The organism is Micromonospora sp. NPDC049204 (assembly GCF_040647935.1).
Classification (GTDB): Bacteria; Actinomycetota; Actinomycetes; order Mycobacteriales; family Micromonosporaceae; genus Micromonospora.
The window spans coordinates 263,480-281,031 of the sequence record NZ_JBEZDC010000006.1 but is presented as its reverse complement, the minus strand read 5'-3'; the positions used below and the strand labels follow the sequence as shown (position 1 = coordinate 281,031).

The window sequence follows — 17,552 nt, the reverse complement described above, 5'->3', positions numbered from 1 at the left end:
CGGCGGCCGGACCCGCCGGGGTCGGTGGGATCAGTCCAGGTCACGGATGGGCCGGGCGGGGTTGCCGACGGCGACCACGTTGGCGGGCAGGTCCCGCGTCACCACCGCGCCTGCGCCGACGACGGTGTTCGCGCCGATCGACACTCCGGCCAGCACGATCGCGCCGCCGCCGAGCCAGACGTTGTCGTCGATGGTGATCGGCTTGGCGGCCTCCCACTTGTCCCGTCGCGGGCCGGGATCGACCGGATGGGTCGGGGTGAGCAGCTGCACGTTCGGTCCGACCTGGACGTCCGCGCCGATGGTGATCCGCGCGACGTCGAGGAAGACGGCGTGGTAGTTGACGAAGCTGCGCGGGCCGATGCGAATCTGCCAGCCGTAGTCGCAGTAGAACGGTGGGCGGACCCAGGCGTCCTCGCCCACGTCACCGAGCAGTTCGCGCAGCGCCCCCAGCCGCCCCTGCGGATCTGCCGCGGGACTGGTGTTGAAGCGTTCCATCAGGCGGGCGGCCCGGTCCAGGTCGGCGATGAGTTCGGGATCGTCGGCGAGGTACGGCTCGCCGGCCAGCATCCGGTCCTTCATGGAGGTCACCCGGTCGATGATGCCCGCCGACTCCGCTGCTGGTTGGCAGGTCCGTCATATTTTCGACCCCTTTTTTGCATACCGGGTATGCAATACTGACGGCGGTCTATGCACGTCTCGCAGTACAAACGCTCCACCGAGGAGGATCCGTTGCATCGACGCAGCAGAATGACCACCGCCATCACCGCTATCGCCGCCCTCGTCCTGGGCACTCCGGCGATCGCCGTGGCCAGCCCACCGACCATCGCCCCCGACGCCGCCCCGCGTACCGCGACCGGCGCGCCCACCGCCAGCGCCACCGCGAAGACGGTCACCCTGCTCACCGGAGACCGGGTCACCGTCACCGCGTCCGGGTCCGCGGCCGTCCGCCCCGGTCCCGAGCGTGCTCACCTGCGCTTCCTCACCAGCCGCGTCCGCGGTCACCTGACCGTGCTGCCGGAGGACGCCCTGCCACTGGTCCGCGCCGGCCGGGTCGACCGGCGACTGTTCGACGTGACCGGGCTGATCGCCGCCGGCTACGACGACGCCCGCCGGGACAACCTGCCGCTGCTGGTGACGTACGGCGAGACCGGCTCCGCCCGGCGCGCCCCGGCCGCCCTGCCCGGCACGCGGGTGACCCGCGACCTACCGGCGATTCACGGCGCCGCCCTGCACAGCGACAAGTCCTCCCTCGGCGCGGTCTGGGCGACTGTCGCCACCGGCCCCGCCGGGGCCCGTATCGACGCGGCGGGGGGCGTCGAGCGGATCTGGCTGGACGGCCGTCGCCGGGTGACCCTCGACCACAGCGTGCCGCAGATCGGCGCACCCGCAGCCTGGGCGGCCGGGTTCACCGGCACGGGAGTGACCGTCGCGGTGCTGGACACCGGCGTCGACGCAACCCACCCGGACCTGGCCGGCAAGGTGGCCGAGGCGCGCAACTTCACCGAGGTCCCCGAAGCTCGGGACATGATCGGCCACGGCACCCACGTGGCCTCGACCATCGCCGGCACCGGCGCGGCCTCCGGCGGCAAGTACCGGGGTGTGGCGCCGGACGCGACGCTGCTGGACGGTAAGGTCTGTGAGGACCAGGGCTGCACCGACTCGGCGATCCTCGCCGGCATGCAGTGGGCCGCGGTGGAGAAGAAGGCCGCCGTGGTCAACATGAGCCTCAGCGGTTGGGACACCCCCGAGGTCGACCCGCTGGAGGAGGCGGTGCAGACCCTGACCGCGCAGACCGGCACGCTGTTCGTCCTCGCCGCCGGCAACGACGGCTCGGACGGCTCGGTCGGCTCCCCGGCCAGCGCCGACGCCGGGCTCGCCGTGGGCGCGGTGGACCGGGACGACGAGCTGGCCGAATTCTCCAGCCGGGGACCGCGGGTCGGCGACGAGGCGCTGAAGCCGGACATCACCGGGCCCGGCGTCGACATCGTCGCCGCGCGGTCCGCCACCGGCGTCATCGGCGACCCGGTGGGGGACCGCTACGTCACCCTCTCCGGCACCTCGATGGCCACCCCGCACGTGGCCGGTTCGGCCGCGCTGCTGGCCCAGCAGCACCCCGGGTGGCGGGCCGAACGGCTCAAGGCCACCCTGATGGCCGCCGCCAAGCCGCACCCGGACCAGACCGCCTACCAGCAGGGCGCCGGGCGGGTCGACGTCGCGCACGCGACCACCCAGCAGATCACCAGCGACCCGGTGAGCGTCTCGTTCGGGCGTGCGCTCTGGCCGCACGCCGACGACGCCCCGATCATCCGCACGGTGACCTGGCGAAACGACGGTCCGGACCCGGTCACCGTGGACCTGGGCGTCGAGGGCGCCGGCCCCGGCGGTCGTGCGCTGCCGGCCGGTCTGTTCGTGTTGGGCGCCAACCAACTCACCGTGCCGGCGGGCGGTACGGCCGCCACGACCGTCACCGCGGACACCCGGCTCGGCGACGCCGACGGCTACTGGACCGGGCGGATCGTGGCCCGGTCCGGGGCGGCGGTCGCGGTCACCCCGCTGGCTGTGCACCGGGAGGTGGAGAGCTACACGCTGACCATGGAGCACCTGAACCGCGCCGGCGAGCGCACCGCTGACCATTCGAGCAGCCTGGTCGGGTTGGACGGTTTCGCCTGGTGGGACCTTGAGGGCGTCGACGGAGTCTCCACCGTGCGACTGCCGAAGGGGCACTACGGCCTGAGCAGCATCATCTTCGAGCCGGCGCCGGACGATGAGTCGGGTGGGGTGTCCGTCCTGATGCAGCCCGAACTGACCGTCGAACGGGACACCCGGATCGTCGTGGACGCCCGCCGGGCGAAGCCGGTACGGACGACCGTCCCCGAGCGGGGGGCCGCCCCGGAGTTGATCGACATCAGTGGCAACTTCACGGCCGACGACGGCAGTGGATACGGCGTCGGGCTCTGGGCGGACACGTTCACCGGCCTGACCAGTGGCCAGCTCGGCAAGGCGGTCTCCGCCGACCGGTTCGTCGCCACCATCAGCAGCCAGTGGACCAAGCCGGACACGGCCAACAGCCCGTACCTGTACGCGTTGGCCGAGGCGATCCCCGGCCGGATGCCCACGGGGTTCGTCCGCGACTACACCCGACGGGATCTGGCCACCGTCGTGCACCGCTTCCGCGGTGGCTACCCGGACCTGGAGGCCGAGCGGACCGTGTACCCCGTCCTGGAGTACAACGTCGGCGGCTCCGCCCTGGTCCTGCCCACCGTCGTGCCCGGCCAGCGGGTCGAGCACTACAACACCAGGGGCGTGAAGTGGGAGACCGACATCTACTTCGGAACGCGGGACGAGGAGGGCTGGTTGAACCCGCGGGCAGCGCTCTTCTCCACCGCCACCGCGTACCGGGCCGGGCGGACGGTGCAGGAGATCTGGAACCAGGCCCCGTACGCGCCGTCCTTCCCGAACCCGCGCTGGCCGCACCAGAGCGTCAGCCGGGTCGGCGACACCATCCTGGCCGACGTGCCGATGTTCAGCGACGCGGCCGGGCACCCGGGCGCGTCACTGAGCGACAGTGAGCACACCACGCTCTGGCACAACGGCGAGCTGGTCGGCGAGAGCGAGTACGCCGGCTACGGAGAGTTCACCGTGCCGCCGGGTAGGGCGGACTACCGCCTCGTCGCGTCCTCGAAGCGAAGCTTCACCGACCTGAGCACCGAGGTGGAATCCACCTGGACCTTCCGGTCGCGGCACGTCACCGGTGACACACCGGCCCGACTGCCGCTGTCGGCGGTGCGCTTCACCCCGCCGTTGCGGGTCGACAACAGCGCACCCGCGGGTCAGGACTTCGTCGTCCCGGTGCGGGTGCAGCGGCAGCCCGGCGCGCCGGCCGCCCGGGTGCAGAAGCTCACTGTCGACGTCTCGTACGACGGCGGGAAGACCTGGGCCACGGCGAAGCTGGTCCGCTCCTCCGCCAACGGCTGGTCGGCTCTGCTGCGGCATCCGGCGGGCACCGGTCACGTGTCGCTGCGGGCCACCGCCCGGGACACCGCGGGTAACACGGTGACGCAACGGATCATCCAGGCGTACCGGTTGCGCTGAGGCGTACCCCGTCGGGTCCGCGGCCGAGTGCCGCGGACCCGGCGGGTCCGTCAGTTGTTGACGTGCAGGGCGGCGTTCAGCTCGATGCCCCGGCCGGTGCGGGGCCGGGCCTCCAGCCCGCCGGTCACCGAGTTGCGCCAGAACAGCAGGCCGTCGACGCCGGACAGCTCACGGGCCTTGACCACCCGGCCGTCGGGGAGCGTGATCTTCGACGCGGCGGTGATGTAGCAGCCGGCCTCGACCACACAGTCGTCGCCGAGCGAGATCCCGACGCCGGCGTTCGCGCCGACCAGGCTCCGCTCACCGATGCTGATCTTGTCGGTGCCGCCGCCGGAGAGGGTGCCCATGATGGAGGCCCCACCGCCGATGTCGGAGCCGTCGCCGACCAGCACGCCCTGCACGATCCGCCCCTCGACCATGGAGGTGCCGACGGTGCCGGCGTTGAAGTTCACGAAGCCCTCGTGCATCACGGTGGTGCCGGCCGCCAGGTGCGCGCCCAGGCGGACCCGGTCGGCGTCGGCGATCCGCACCCCGGAGGGCACCACGTAGTCGGTCATCCGGGGGAACTTGTCGACCCCATACACCGACAGGTGGCGGCCGGCGGCCCGCTCGATCACCCGCAGCTCGTCCACCCGCTCCGGTGGGCACGGCCCGGCGGACGTCCAGGCCACGTTGGCCAGCTTGGCGAAGATGCCGTCGAGGTTGAGCTGGTTGGGCCGCACCAGGCGGTGCGAGAGCAGGTGCAACCGGAGGTACGCGTCCGGGGCGTCCTTGATCGGGTCGTCGAGCGAGCCGATCACGGTGACCACCTGGACGGTACGCAGGCCGGGCAGTGCCCGGTCACCGAGCGCCGCCGGCGGCAGGTCGAGCACGTCCGACTTGTCCTCCCCGGCGACCAGCGGCAGCTCACCGAGGCCCAGCTTGCCGGTCGGGTACCAGGTGTCGAGCACCTGCTCATCTGCCGTGACCGTGGCCAGGCCAATACCCCAGGCGGAATCTGCGGACGTCACTGTTACACCTCTCGGTCGCGGCCGGGTCGGCCTCAGCTCACTCCTCGCGCGGACAGACCTGAAGGTACCGTGCGAACCATGGAGAACCCGCTGACCCCCGAGGTCCTCGCCGATCCGGTACAGCTGACCCGCGCGCTGGTCGACATAGAGTCCGTGTCCCTCAACGAGAAGGCGATCGCCGACTGTGTCGAAGAGGTGCTGCGGGGCGTACCGCACCTGACCACCCACCGGCACGGCAACACCGTGATGGCGCGTACCGACCTCGGTCGGGCGCAGCGCGTCGTGTTGGCCGGGCACCTCGACACGGTGCCGCTCAACAACAACTTCCCGTCGACCATGCGCGGCGACCTGATGTACGGCTGCGGCACCTCGGACATGAAGTCCGGCACCGCGTACGCGCTGCACCTGGCGGTGACCCTGCCCGCCCCGCGCTACGACGTGACGTACTTCTTCTACGAGGCCGAGGAGATCGAGTCGCGGTACAACGGGCTCAACCTGGTGGCCCAGGCCTACCCGGAGTGGCTGGAGGCGGACTTCGCGGTGCTGCTGGAGCCGACGTACGGCATCGTCGAGGCGGGTTGCCAGGGCACCATGCGCGCGCTCGTGACGACGACGGGCGAGCGGGCGCACGCGGCGCGCTCCTGGCACGGGGTGAACGCCATCCACGCGGCCACCGAGGTGCTGCGGCGTCTCCAGACGTACGAGGCGCGCCGGGTCACCATCGAGGGGTGCGACTACCGCGAGGGCATGAACGCGGTACGGATCATCGGCGGGGTCGCCGGCAACGTGATCCCCGACCGGTGCGAGATCGAGGTCAACTACCGGTACGCGCCGGATCGCGACCCGGCGGGTGCGGAGGCGCACCTGCGGGAGGTGTTCGCTGGCTTCGACGTGGTGGTGACCGACGCGGCTGCCGGTGCGACCCCCGGGTTGGAGGCGGCTCCGGCGAAGGAGTTCCTGGCGGCGGTGGGCGCGGCGCCGATCGGCAAGCTGGGCTGGACGGACGTGGCCCGGTTCGCGGCCATGGGGATCCCGGCGCTGAACTTCGGTCCCGGCGACCCGAACCTGGCCCACCACAAGGACGAGCACGTCGAGATCAGCAAGATCCGCGACGGCGCGGCAACCCTGCACCGCTGGCTGGCCCCAGCCTGACCCGGCCTGACCCGGCTCGCCCCGGTGATCAAGAGGTTTGCGTCAGCCGGGCCCGTTGTCGGCGACGCAAACCTCTTGATCGGCTCCTGCGGGCGCGGCGGCGGGGGAGACCAGGGGTGGGTCCTGCAGTCGGGTGCGGCGGCGTTCGGCCACCACGTCTCGGATCCGTCGCTGCATCTGGCGACGGATCCGGATCATCTCGCTGTTACTGATCACGCTGTCTCCTCCCCCGAAGGCGCGCGCCGGGCATACCCGGTATGTGAATAGTAAGACGTACGGGGGAGCGAATTAGTTGCCCATGATCCCGAACTATTTCTCGGCGTCCCCGCCCCGCACACCTGCGAGGTGCCGCTCCACTACGGTTGCCCCATGAGCCAGAGCAACAACGGGCGGGAGGCCGGTCGCGGTCCGGGGCAGGAACGACACCGCGGCGCGGTCACGCTGCGCAGGGGGTCGATCCCGAGCAGTACCGCTGATCAACGGTTGTTGGACTCGCGTGGGCGGAGCGACTGGAAGACCAGGGACGCCTGGCGCGCGCTGCGCATCCTCTCCGAGTTCGTCGAAGGTTTCGACACCCTCGCCGATCTGCCGCCCGCGGTCAGCGTGTTCGGCTCCGCCCGCAGCGGCCCGGACAGCGCCGAGTGCCAACTGGCCGAGCAGGTGGGCGGCGCGCTGGCCCGAGCCGGCTACGCGGTGATCACCGGGGGTGGGCCGGGCGTGATGGAGGCCGCCAACCGCGGCGCCAGCGAGGCCGGTGGCCTCTCCGTCGGGCTCGGCATCGAGCTGCCGTTCGAGCAGGGCCTCAACGAGTGGGTCGACCTGGCGATCGACTTCCGCTACTTCTTCGCCCGCAAGACCATGTTCGTCAAGTACGCACAGGCGTTCGTCGTGCTGCCCGGTGGGTTCGGCACCATGGACGAGCTGTTCGAGGCGCTCACCCTGGTGCAGACCGGCAAGGTCACCCGGTTCCCGGTGGTGCTCATGGGAGTCGACTACTGGCAGGGCCTGCTCAACTGGATGCGCGACACGATGGCCGCCGGTGGCAAGATCGGGCCGGTCGACCTGGACCTGATCTGTCTCACCGACGACGTCGGCGCCGCGGTGCGGTACATCGTCGAGGCGGAGGCCGCGCTCTCCGTCGAGCAGGAGGCGGTCCGCGACGAGGCGGTCGCGCGTACCGGCGCGGACCAGCAGGCCGCCGCCGCGCAGGCGGCCGACCAGCCACGGGACAGGTGATGGCCGCGATCTGCGTCTTCTGCGCGTCCTCCCGCACGCTGGACCAGCGCTGGTTGGACCTGGCCACCGAGACCGGTGCGGAGCTGGCCCGGCGCGGCCACACGCTGGTCAGCGGCGGCGGCTGCGTCGGCATGATGGGCGCGCTGGCGGACGGCGCCCGCTCCGCCGGCGGACGCACCCTGGGGGTGATCCCGCAGTCGCTTGTCGATCTGGAGGTCGCCGACCTGGCCTCGGACGAGCTGCTGGTGACCGACTCGATGGCCGGCCGCAAGACCCTGATGATCGACAAGTCGGACGCGTTCCTCACCCTGCCCGGCGGGCTGGGCACCCTGGACGAGCTGTTCGAGGTCTGGACGACCGCGACCCTCGCCCTGCACGCGAAGCCGATGGTGCTGATCGACACCGACGGGTTCTACCGCCCCCTGCTGGACTGGCTGGACAGCCTGACCAACCAGAACTTCCTCAGATCAGCAGGCCGCAACCTCCTGACGGTGACCACCACAGTCCCCGAAGCCCTGGACGCCCTGGAGTCCCGCCTAACCTGACCCACCCTGCCCCGACACCCCACCCCACCCCACCCCGGCCCCGGTGATCATGGAGTTGGCGGTGCTGTTGTCGGCGTGTCGCGCCGCTAACCTCATGATCGACGGGGGTGGATGGGGTGGGGTTGAGGGTGACGTGGGGGATTGGGTGGGTGTCGTATGGGTCTGATGGGATGAGCTGATGCAGGCGTACCGGTTGGTGCGGCGGTCCGGGGGACCGCCGCGGGGGGACGGGACGACGCCGGACGGCGCTTCCGTGCCCGCCCGCGGGGGCACGTCCGGTGGCGCGTCGGCTGAGCCCGATCGCGTGGCCGGGTCCGAGCTGACGGTCGACGGCGGCGGTTGGCGGGCCGATCCGGTGCAGGCCGAGGTGGTCGGGCACACCAACGGGCCGATGCTCGTGCTCGGCGGCCCCGGCACCGGCAAGACCAGCACGCTTGTCGAGGCAGTCGCCGCCCGGGTGAGCGAGGGGGTCGACCCCGAACGGATCCTGGTGCTGACCTTCGGCCGTCGAGGGGCCACCGCCCTGCGTCAACGCATCGAGGCCCGGGTCGCGCAGGACGGCCACCGGGTGCTGCGCGAGCCGCTGGTGCGCACCTTCCCGGCGTACGCCTTCGGGTTGCTGCGCCGAGCCGCCGCCGAACGAGGCGAACCGTCACCCCGCCTGCTGACCGGCCCGGAGCAGGATCTGATCATCCGCGAGCTGCTGGACGTGGTGGGCGAGGAACCCGAGGACGACCCGGTCGGCTGGCCGACCGACCTGCGCCCGGCCCTGCGGACCCGGGCCTTCGCCGGTCAGCTGCGCGACCTGCTCATGCGCGCCGCCGAGCGCGGCGTGGGTCCGATGGACCTGGCCCGGCTGGGTGAGAAGCTCGGCCGCGCCGACTGGCCGGCCGCCGCCCGCTTCCTCCGGGAGTACGTCGCCGTGCTCGCGCTGCGCGACGTCAGCAACCGGGGCTCGATCGCGTACGACCCGGCGGAGCTGGTCCGGGCGGCCACCGGGCTGCTGCGCGACGACGAGGAGCTGCTGGCCGCCGAGCGCCGTCGGCTCGCGTACGTGTACCTCGACGAGCTGGCCGACACCGACCCCGCCCAACTGGAGCTGCTCTCGGTGATCGCCGGCGGTGGCAAGTCGCTCGTCGCGTTCGCCGACCCCGACTCCTCCACGTACGCCTTCCGCGGCGCCGACCCGGCCGGGGTGACCACGTTCGCGCACCGCTTCCGGACCGCCTCCGGAGCGCCCGCCGCGCAGGTGCTGCTGACCACGTCGTACCGGGCCGGGTCTGGTCTGCTCGCCGCCCTGGCCCGGCTGGGCCGCCGGCTGCGTGGCCCGGCCGCACACCGCCGGCTGCACCCACTGCCGGACGCGCCACCCGGGACCGTCGAGGTGCACACCTTCCGGTCGGCGACAAGTGAGGCCGCCTGGCTGGCCCACGCGCTGCGCTCGGCCCACCTGCTCGACGGCGTGCCCTGGTCGCGGATGGCGGTGCTGGTGCGGTCCACCGCGTTGCAGCTGCCCACCCTGCGACGGGCGCTGCACGCCGCCGGCGTACCCACCGTGGTGCACGGTGAGGATCTGCCCCTGCACCTGCAACCGGCGGTCGCCCCGCTGCTGCTCCTGCTGCGCTGCGCGCTGGAGCCGGAGCGACTGGACGAGGAGTCGGCGGTCGCGCTGCTGCACTCGTCGCTGGGCGGTGCCGACCCGCTGGCCGAGCGGCGGCTGCGGCAGGGCCTGCGAGCCCTCGCGTTGGCCGGCGGTGACCGCCGCCCGTCCGGGGAGCTGATCGTCGAGGCGTTGCAGGACCCGGAGGAGTTGGCCGGCATCGAGCGGCGCTGGGCGGAGCCGGCGCAGGCGGTGGCCGGGCTGCTGGCCATCGCACGCGAAGCCGCCGCCCGGCCGGGCGCGACCGCCGAGGACGTGCTCTGGGCCGTGTGGGAGGCCAGCGGTCTCGCCGAGCGCTGGGCGGGTGCGATCAACCAGGGGCGGCCGGCGGCCGGCGAGGGGGACCTGGCCCGGCGGCGGCGGGCCGAGGCGGCCGACCGGGACCTCGACGCCGTCCTGGTTCTCTTCGACGCGGCGGCCCGGTTCACCGACCGGCTGCCCGGTGCCCGCACCGAGGTCTTCCTCGACCACGTGCTCGCCCAGGACCTGCCGGCCGACACCATCGCGCCGACCGCCGACCGGGGTGCGGCGGTACGCCTGCTCACCGCGCACGCCGCCAAGGGCCTGGAATGGGACCTGGTCGCGGTGGCCGGCGTCCAGGAGGGCATCTGGCCGGACCTGCGACTGCGCGGCAGCCTGCTCGGCTCCGAGCGGCTGGTCGACGTGCTGGCCGGCCGCTCTGTCGACGGCGCCACCAGGGCGAACGTGGTGGGCCAGACGTCGGCGTTGCTGGACGAGGAGCGCCGGCTCTTCCACGTCGCCATCAGCCGGGCCCGGCACCGGCTGCTGGTCAGCGCCGTGGCCTCGGCCGCCGTCGGCGGTGACGACCACCAGGAGCAGCCGAGCCGGTTCCTGCACGAGCTGGGTCCCACCCCACCGAGTGCCGGGCCGCCCACCCCGCCGAGTGCCGGGCCGCCCACCCCACCGAGTGCCGGGCCGCCCACCCCGCCGAGTGCCGGGCCGCCCAGCCCGCCGAGTGCCGGGCCGCCCACCCCACCGAGTGCCGACCCGCCCCCGCCACCGGGTCCGCGCACCGGGGACCCCGCCCCCAGCCCACCTGAGGCCACGCCCGCCGCCGATGGAGCGCCGAACAGCGCGAACGGCGGCGCAACGAACGGCGCGACTGCCGGCACGACCACTGGCGCGGCCGGTGCGACGAACGGCACGACCGGCGATGACGGTGAGCCGGACCGTCCCGGGGCACTGCCGGTGACCCGTCCACCTCGGGCGCTGACGCTGCCGGCGCTGGTGGCCGAACTGCGTACCGCCATCACCGACCCGGCCGCCCCGGCGGGCCGGCGGCGCGCGGCGGCGGCCCAGTTGGCCCGGCTGGCCGCCGCCGGGGTTCCCGGCGCGCACCCGGACGACTGGTGGGGGTTGCGCGCGCTCTCCGACGACCGGCCGCTCGTCGAGGACGGGGAGCCGGTGCGGGTCACCCCGTCGGCCATGGAGAGCGCCCTGCGATGCAGCCTGCGGTGGTTGCTGGAACGGCACGGCGGCAGTGGCCCGACCAGCACCGCGCAGGGGGTGGGCAACCTGGTGCACGCCGCCGCGATGCTCGCCGAGGACGCCAGCGCCGACCGGGGTGCGCTGCTCGACTACGTGGCCGCCCGGTTCGACGCCATCGAGTTGGCCGCCCGGTGGATGGCCGGGCCGGAGCGGGAACGCGCCGAGGCGATGGTCGACAAGCTGCTGCGCTGGCTGGCCACCAATCCGCGCCGGTTGCTCGCCATCGAGCACGAGTTCGCGGTCCGGTTGGACGACCCGCACCGGCCCGTCGACCTGACCGGCCGGGTCGACCGGCTGGAGGTCGACGAGTCCGGACGGCTCGTGGTGATCGACCTGAAGACCGGCAAGTCCACCGCCGTCACCGGCACCGACCTGGCCGAGCACCCGCAGCTCGGCGCGTACCAGGCGGCGGTGGAGGCGGGCGCGTTCGCCGAGTTCGGTGACGAGTCCGGCGGCGCGGCGCTCGTGCAACTCGGCACCTCCGCGAAGGACGCCCGGGAACAGAACCAGCCGGCGGCCGGCGAGGGACCGGCGGCCGGTTGGGCGACCGCGCTGGTCCGGAGGACCGCCGATACGATGGCAGCCGCCACGTTCGCCGCGGTGGCCAACTCGAAGTGCCGGGTCTGCCCGGTCCGCACCAGCTGCCCGGTCTCCGGGCAGGGGCGTCAGGTCGTCGAGCCGCCGACCGTTCGACGCAACCGTGAGGGCGAGGAGTGAGCGGGTGTCGCATCCTGAGACAGCACCGTGAGCCAACCCACCCTGTTCGGCGCGGGTCCCACACCGGCGCCCCGACTGGCGGACTCCGGCCCCCGGTACACGCCCGTGGAGCTGGCCAAGCTGCTGCGGTTGCCGGCGCCCACCCGGGAGCAGGCCGCGATCATCGCCGCCCCGGTGGAGCCGCTGCTGGTGGTCGCGGGAGCCGGGTCGGGCAAGACCGAGACGATGGCCGCGCGGGTGGTCTGGCTGGTGGCCAACGCGTACGTGCGCCCGGAGCAGATCCTCGGGCTGACCTTCACCCGTAAGGCGGCCGGTGAGCTTGCCCACCGGGTCCGCACCCGGCTGGACCAACTGATCCGCCGACTCGGCCGGCAGGGCCGCGACCCGCTGGACGACCCGCTCGCCGGTGAACCCACCGTCTCCACGTACCACTCCTACGCGGGGCGGATCGTCACCGAGCACGGGCTGCGGTCCGGTTACGAGCCGTCGACCCGGCTGCTCACCGAGGCGTCCCGCTGGCAGTTGGTCGACCTGCTGGTGCGCAACTACGACGGCGACATGTCCGAGGTGGACCGGATGCCGAGCACCATCACCGACGCGGTGCTGGCGCTCGCCGGGGAGTTGGACGAGCACCTGGTCGCCCCGGACCAGCTGGCGGCCTGGACCGGTCGGTTCTTCGCCGAGGTGCAGTCCCGGCCGGGCCGGGTGTACGCCGACGTACGCAAGGCGCTCACCCTGCAACAGACCCGGCTGCGCCTGCTGCCGCTGGTGCGGGCGTACGCCCGGCGCAAGGAGGACTTCGAGGCGATGGACTTCGCCGACCAGCTCGCCCGGGCGGCCCGGGTGGCCCGCGATCACCCGGGGGTCGGCGAGATCGAGCGGGACCGCTTCCGGGCGGTGCTGCTCGACGAGTACCAGGACACCAGCCACGCCCAGGTGGTGCTGCTCAACGCCCTGTTCGGCGGTGGGCATCCGGTGACCGCGGTGGGCGACCCGTGCCAGTCCATCTACGGCTGGCGGGGGGCCAGCGCCGGCACCCTCGACCGGTTCCCCACCGAGTTCGCCCGCGCCGACGGTGAGCCGGCCCCGGCGCTCGGGCTCACCACGAGCTGGCGTAACCGCCCGGAGATCCTCCGGGTGGCGAACGCCTTGTCGGCTCCGCTGCGGGCGGCGGGTGCCCGGGTGCCGGAGCTGCGCTCGGCGCTGACCGTCCGGGAGCCGATCCCGCACCGCAGCCCCGGCGGTACGGCCGGCGGCACGGTGCACTGCGCGTTGCTGCCCACGTACGCCGACGAGGCGGACTGGATCGCCGACAGCGTGCTGGCCGCGTGGCGGGGGGCGGCCCGGATGCCGGGCGCGGCCCCCGAGCACATCCCGGTGGCGCAGCGCCCGACCACCGCCGTGCTGGTCCGGGTCCGCAGTCAGATTCCGGCGATCGAGTCGGCCCTGCGTGAGCGTGGCCTCCCGGTCGAGGTGGTGGGGCTCGGCGGCCTGCTGGACACCCCCGAGGTACGCGACGTGGTCTGCACGCTGCGGGTGCTGGCCGACCCGACCGACGGGGCCGCTCTGCTGCGGTTGCTCACCGGCGCCCGCTGGCGGATCGGGCCGCGTGACCTGGTGGCGTTGCACCGGCGGGCCCGCGCCATCGCCAACGCCCGTCGTCAGTTGGCCGCCGACGACGACGCGGAGATCAGCCCCGATCTGCTGGACGAGGCGACCCTGGTGGAGGCGCTGGCCGATCTCGGCCCGGCGCAGGCGTACTCGGCGGAGGGCTTCGCGCGGCTGCGCGCGTACGGCATGGAGCTGGCGCTGTTGCGGTACCGGCTGGACCAGGCGCTGCCGGATCTGATCGCGGACATCGAGCGGACCATCGGCCTGGACGTGGAGGTCGCGGTGCGGGCCGGCCGGGACGGTGCCGGCGACGCCGGTCTGGCCCGGGGTCACCTGGACGCGCTGGGTGACGTGGCGGCCCGCTTCAGCGGGGAGACGCCCGGCGCGACACTGTCCGGGTTCCTGTCCTACCTGGCCGCCGCCGAGGACGAGGAGCGCGGACTGGCGCCGGGTGAGGTGGAGGTCGTGGAGGGCGCGGTGCAGGTGGTCACCGCGCACGCCGCCAAGGGCCTGGAGTGGGACGTGGTGGCGGTGGCCGGCCTGTGTCGTGGGTCGTGGCCGGGGCCGGTGCGTAACTCCGATCACTGGCTGGGCGGACTGGGGGTGCTGCCGTTCCCCCTGCGCGGCGACGCCGACGGGTTGCCCGAGCTGGCGCTCGACGAGGCCGCCGACCAGCGGGCCGTGGCACGGGCGGTGAACGACTTCACCGACGCCTGGCGGGCACACGACGAGCGGGAGGAACGCCGCCTGACGTACGTGGCGGTCACCCGGCCGCGCCGGCTGCTGCTGTGCTCCGGTTACTGGTGGGGGGAGGGGACGAAGCGACCGCGCGGTCCGTCGGTCTTCCTGCGTGAGATGTACGACGCCTGCCTCGACGGTGGGCCGGGGCACCTGATCGACGCCTGGGCACCGGAGCCGACCCCGGATGCCACGAACCCCACCGCCGAGGTGGTGGTCCGCGCGGAGTGGCCGGCCGACCCGCTGGGTGGCCGCCGACCGGAGTTGGCCGAGGCGGCCGGGCTGGTACGCCGCCTGATGGCCGACGGGCCGGCCGCGGTGCTCCCCGGGCCGGTCGGGCCGGTGCTCCCCGGGCCGGTCGGGCCGGCGCGTGTGGTCGGGCCGGTGACGCCGATCGGGTCGGAGACCGAGGCGGTCGGGCCGGTGACGCCGATCGGGTCGGAGACCGAGGCGGTCGGGCCGGTCGAGCCGGAGGTCGACCCGGAGGTGGCGCGCTGGCAGCGCGAGGCGGATCTGCTGCTGGCCGAGCGGGCCGAGCTGACCCGGCTCTCCGGTGCGGTCGAGGTGGTCCTGCCCGGGCAGTTGAGCGTCACCCAGCTGGTGGCGTTGCGGCGCGACCCGGCGGCCCTGGCCCGTACGCTGCGCCGCCCGGTGCCGGCCGAGCCCAACCCGTACGCCCGCCGAGGCACCGCCTTCCACGCCTGGTTGGAGCAGCGCTTCGGTGCTGACCGCCTGCTGGACCTGGACGAGCTGCCCGGTGCGGCCGACGCGGATGCCGCGCCCGACGAGGCGCTGGTGGAGCTTCAGGAGCGGTTCCTGGCCAGCGAGTGGGCCGACCGGTCACCGGTGGAGGTGGAGGTCCCCTTCGCGACGGTGATCGGCGGGGTCGTGGTGCGGGGGCGGATGGACGCGGTCTTCGCCCGGCCCGGTGGGCGGTTCGACGTGGTCGACTGGAAGACCGGCGCACAGCCCTCGGGGCCGGCGGCGGAGGTGGCCGCGGTGCAGCTGGCCGTGTACCGGTTGGCCTGGGCGGAACTGGCTGGTGTGCCGGTGGACCGGGTGGGCGCGGCGTTCCACTACGTCCGGCACGGGGTGACGGTTCGGCCCGCCGATCTGTTGGATGTGACGGGGCTCACGGCCATGATCGCCCAGTTGCCCGAAGATTCTGCCCAAGCTTGACCGCTCGCGGGAAAACCATGATACGTTGACCGGGTTGCAGTTTTGGTTACCAGAGACTCTGTGTGCGCCTGGCGGGATTGTGGCCCCAGGCGCTCTTTGTTGTGTCCGGAGTTCTCCGGGCGGGGCGACCAGAAGCGACAGGCGATTCGCGCATCCCCGCGCGGAGCGCTCCTCTTCGGGCACGCAACACGTGCGTGTCCGACGTTCCGTCAAGGAGACGAAACACATGGCTATTGGCACCGTGAAGTGGTTCAACGCTGACAAGGGCTTCGGCTTCATCACCCCGGACGGCGGCGGCGCTGACGTCTTCGCACACTTCTCGGCGATCCAGTCCTCCGGCTACCGGAGCCTGGACGAGAACCAGCGGGTCGAGTTCGAGGTGACCCAGGGCCAGAAGGGCCCGCAGGCGGAGAACATCCGCCCGCTCTGATCTTCGGATCGGTCAGCATTACCTGTCGCGCCCTCCGGGTGTGACGGTGACGGGACCGGCCCGCCTCGCCGCCGCCTGCACACGCAGGCGGCGGCCCGGCGGCGGGCCGGCCCGTACTCCAATCGGTTCGTGCTTGTGAGTCCTGGCTGCCCTGGCCGCCGGTGACAGCGCCACCTTCGGCGCCCTCCCTCGACACGTGCCGCGTCGAGGAAGGCTTCCGCATGACCACAGTTATTCCTTCTTTCGCTCATACCGGTCTGGCGCCGGCGCTGCTCACCGCGCTGACCGCGCAGGGCATCACCGAGCCGTTCCCGATCCAGACGGCGACGCTGCCCGACTCGCTCGCCGGGCGGGACGTCCTGGGCCGCGGTCGTACCGGCTCCGGCAAGACGCTCGCCTTCGGGCTTCCGCTGCTGTCCCGCACCGCCGGCCGTAAGGCCCGGCCGGGTCGTCCGCTGGCCCTGGTGCTGGTGCCGACCCGTGAGCTGGCCCAGCAGGTCACCACCGCGTTGGCCCCGTACGCCCGCGCCGTCGGGCTGCGCTGCGCCACGGTCGTCGGCGGGCTGTCGTTGCAGCGGCAGGCGGACGCGCTGCGGGCCGGCGCCGAGGTGGTTGTCGCCACCCCCGGCCGGCTGCACGATCTGATCAACCGGGGCGACGCCCGCCTCGACCAGGTCGAGATCACCGTGCTGGACGAGGCCGACCAGATGGCCGACATGGGCTTCCTGCCGCAGGTCACCAAACTGCTGGAGCAGGTCGCGCCGCAGGGGCAGCGGATGCTCTTCTCCGCCACCCTGGACGGCGGCGTGGACCGGCTGGTCCGCCGCTTCCTGAGCCACCCGGTCACCCACTCGGTCGACCCGGGCACCGCCACGGTCACCGCGATGACCCACCACGTGCTGCACGTCGACGCCGTGGACAAGCCCGACGCGCTGACCCGGATCGCCGCCCGTGAGGGCCGCACCATCCTGTTCATGGGCACCAAGCACCGCGCCGACCGGCTCGCCCGCCAGTTGCTCTCCAAGGGGGTACGCGCGGCCGCGCTGCACGGTGGCAAGTCCCAGCCGCAGCGCACCCGCATCCTGGAGCAGTTCCGCAACGGTCAGGTGACCGCCCTGGTGGCCACCGACGTGGCGGCCCGGGGCATCCACGTCGACGGCCTGGACATGGTGGTCAACGTGGACCCGCCGACCGAGGCGAAGGACTACCTGCACCGGGGCGGCCGGACCGCGCGGGCCGGCGAGTCCGGTTCCGTGGTCACCCTGGTCCTGCCCGAGCAGCGCCGGGACGTGTCGCGACTGATGGCAGTTGCCGGCATCCGACCCGAGTCGGTTCAGGTGCGTCCGGGTGACGGGTCGTTGGCCCGGGTCACCGGTGCCCGCGAGCCGTCCGGCGTGCCGGTGACCATCGTCGCCCCGCCGGCGCCCGCCGCTCGGGTCCGCACCGGTGGCGGAGCGGTCGCCGACGGCACCGCCCGTCCGGCGCACCGCGCGTCGGGTCGGTCGCGCCGCCCGCGCCGCCCGCGTACCGTCTGATCTCTTTTCGCGCTTCGACCGACCCGCCCCGCTTCGGCGAGGCGGGTCGGTCTGTCTGCGGCGAGCGACGCGCCGCCCGGTCGGCCGGCCGACCACACGGCTCAGTCGGTTATCAGCCTCGGCTGGGTCGGCTGGCCG

At 73.3% G+C, this 17,552-nt stretch carries 11 protein-coding genes; 8 read left to right on the top strand and 3 right to left on the bottom strand.

Annotation, left to right across the window (positions count from 1 at the left end):
* Positions 1–30: 30 nt before the first annotated feature.
* Positions 31–588 carry a sugar O-acetyltransferase gene (locus AB0A90_RS14630; protein WP_357246800.1) on the bottom strand — a complete coding sequence of 186 codons (558 nt, stop codon included), beginning with the start codon at positions 586–588 and terminating at the stop codon, positions 31–33.
* Positions 589–747: 159 nt separating this feature from the next.
* Between AB0A90_RS14630 and AB0A90_RS14625 the strand changes: the two genes are divergently transcribed.
* Positions 748–4,092 (top strand): S8 family serine peptidase, encoded by a 3,345-nt coding sequence (locus AB0A90_RS14625; protein ID WP_357246798.1) that lies wholly within the window; start codon positions 748–750, stop codon positions 4,090–4,092.
* A 50-nt stretch (positions 4,093–4,142) separates the two neighbouring features.
* Here the strand turns inward: AB0A90_RS14625 and dapD are convergent, their stop codons facing one another.
* Positions 4,143–5,102, bottom strand: coding sequence for a 2,3,4,5-tetrahydropyridine-2,6-dicarboxylate N-succinyltransferase (dapD, locus tag AB0A90_RS14620; protein ID WP_357246795.1), 960 nt, complete (start codon positions 5,100–5,102; stop codon positions 4,143–4,145).
* A 78-nt stretch (positions 5,103–5,180) separates the two neighbouring features.
* On the opposite strand from dapD, the gene dapE reads away from it, so the two are divergent.
* Entirely contained in the window at positions 5,181–6,254 is a 1,074-nt protein-coding gene (gene dapE, locus AB0A90_RS14615; RefSeq protein ID WP_357246792.1) for a succinyl-diaminopimelate desuccinylase, read from the top strand.
* A gap of 42 nt (positions 6,255–6,296) precedes the next feature.
* Here the strand turns inward: dapE and AB0A90_RS14610 are convergent, their stop codons facing one another.
* Positions 6,297–6,470 carry a hypothetical protein gene (locus tag AB0A90_RS14610; protein ID WP_357246789.1) on the bottom strand — a complete coding sequence of 58 codons (174 nt, stop codon included), beginning with the start codon at positions 6,468–6,470 and terminating at the stop codon, positions 6,297–6,299.
* Positions 6,471–6,623: 153 nt separating this feature from the next.
* Here AB0A90_RS14610 and AB0A90_RS14605 point away from each other — a divergent pair, with 153 nt between their 5' ends.
* The 6 genes from AB0A90_RS14605 to AB0A90_RS14580 all read left to right on the top strand — a co-directional run bounded on the left by AB0A90_RS14605 (position 6,624) and on the right by AB0A90_RS14580 (position 17,414).
* Complete coding sequence (locus AB0A90_RS14605) at positions 6,624–7,490, top strand: TIGR00730 family Rossman fold protein (RefSeq protein WP_357246786.1); 867 nt, start codon at positions 6,624–6,626, stop codon at positions 7,488–7,490.
* Positions 7,490–8,035, top strand: a complete 546-nt coding sequence (locus AB0A90_RS14600) for a TIGR00730 family Rossman fold protein (protein WP_357246783.1) — start codon at positions 7,490–7,492, stop codon at positions 8,033–8,035. The genes AB0A90_RS14605 and AB0A90_RS14600 overlap by 1 nt, the downstream gene beginning before the upstream one ends.
* A 178-nt stretch (positions 8,036–8,213) precedes the next feature.
* Positions 8,214–11,921: an ATP-dependent DNA helicase gene (locus tag AB0A90_RS14595; protein ID WP_357246780.1), complete on the top strand. Its 3,708-nt coding sequence runs from the start codon at positions 8,214–8,216 to the stop codon at positions 11,919–11,921.
* A 27-nt stretch (positions 11,922–11,948) separates the two neighbouring features.
* Positions 11,949–15,449: an ATP-dependent DNA helicase gene (locus AB0A90_RS14590; protein WP_357246778.1), complete on the top strand. Its 3,501-nt coding sequence runs from the start codon at positions 11,949–11,951 to the stop codon at positions 15,447–15,449.
* Positions 15,450–15,675: 226 nt separating this feature from the next.
* Complete coding sequence (locus AB0A90_RS14585; protein WP_007464836.1) at positions 15,676–15,879, top strand: cold-shock protein; 204 nt, start codon at positions 15,676–15,678, stop codon at positions 15,877–15,879.
* 221 nt (positions 15,880–16,100) lie between these two features.
* Complete coding sequence (locus AB0A90_RS14580; protein WP_357246775.1) at positions 16,101–17,414, top strand: DEAD/DEAH box helicase; 1,314 nt, start codon at positions 16,101–16,103, stop codon at positions 17,412–17,414.
* Positions 17,415–17,552 lie beyond the last annotated feature (138 nt).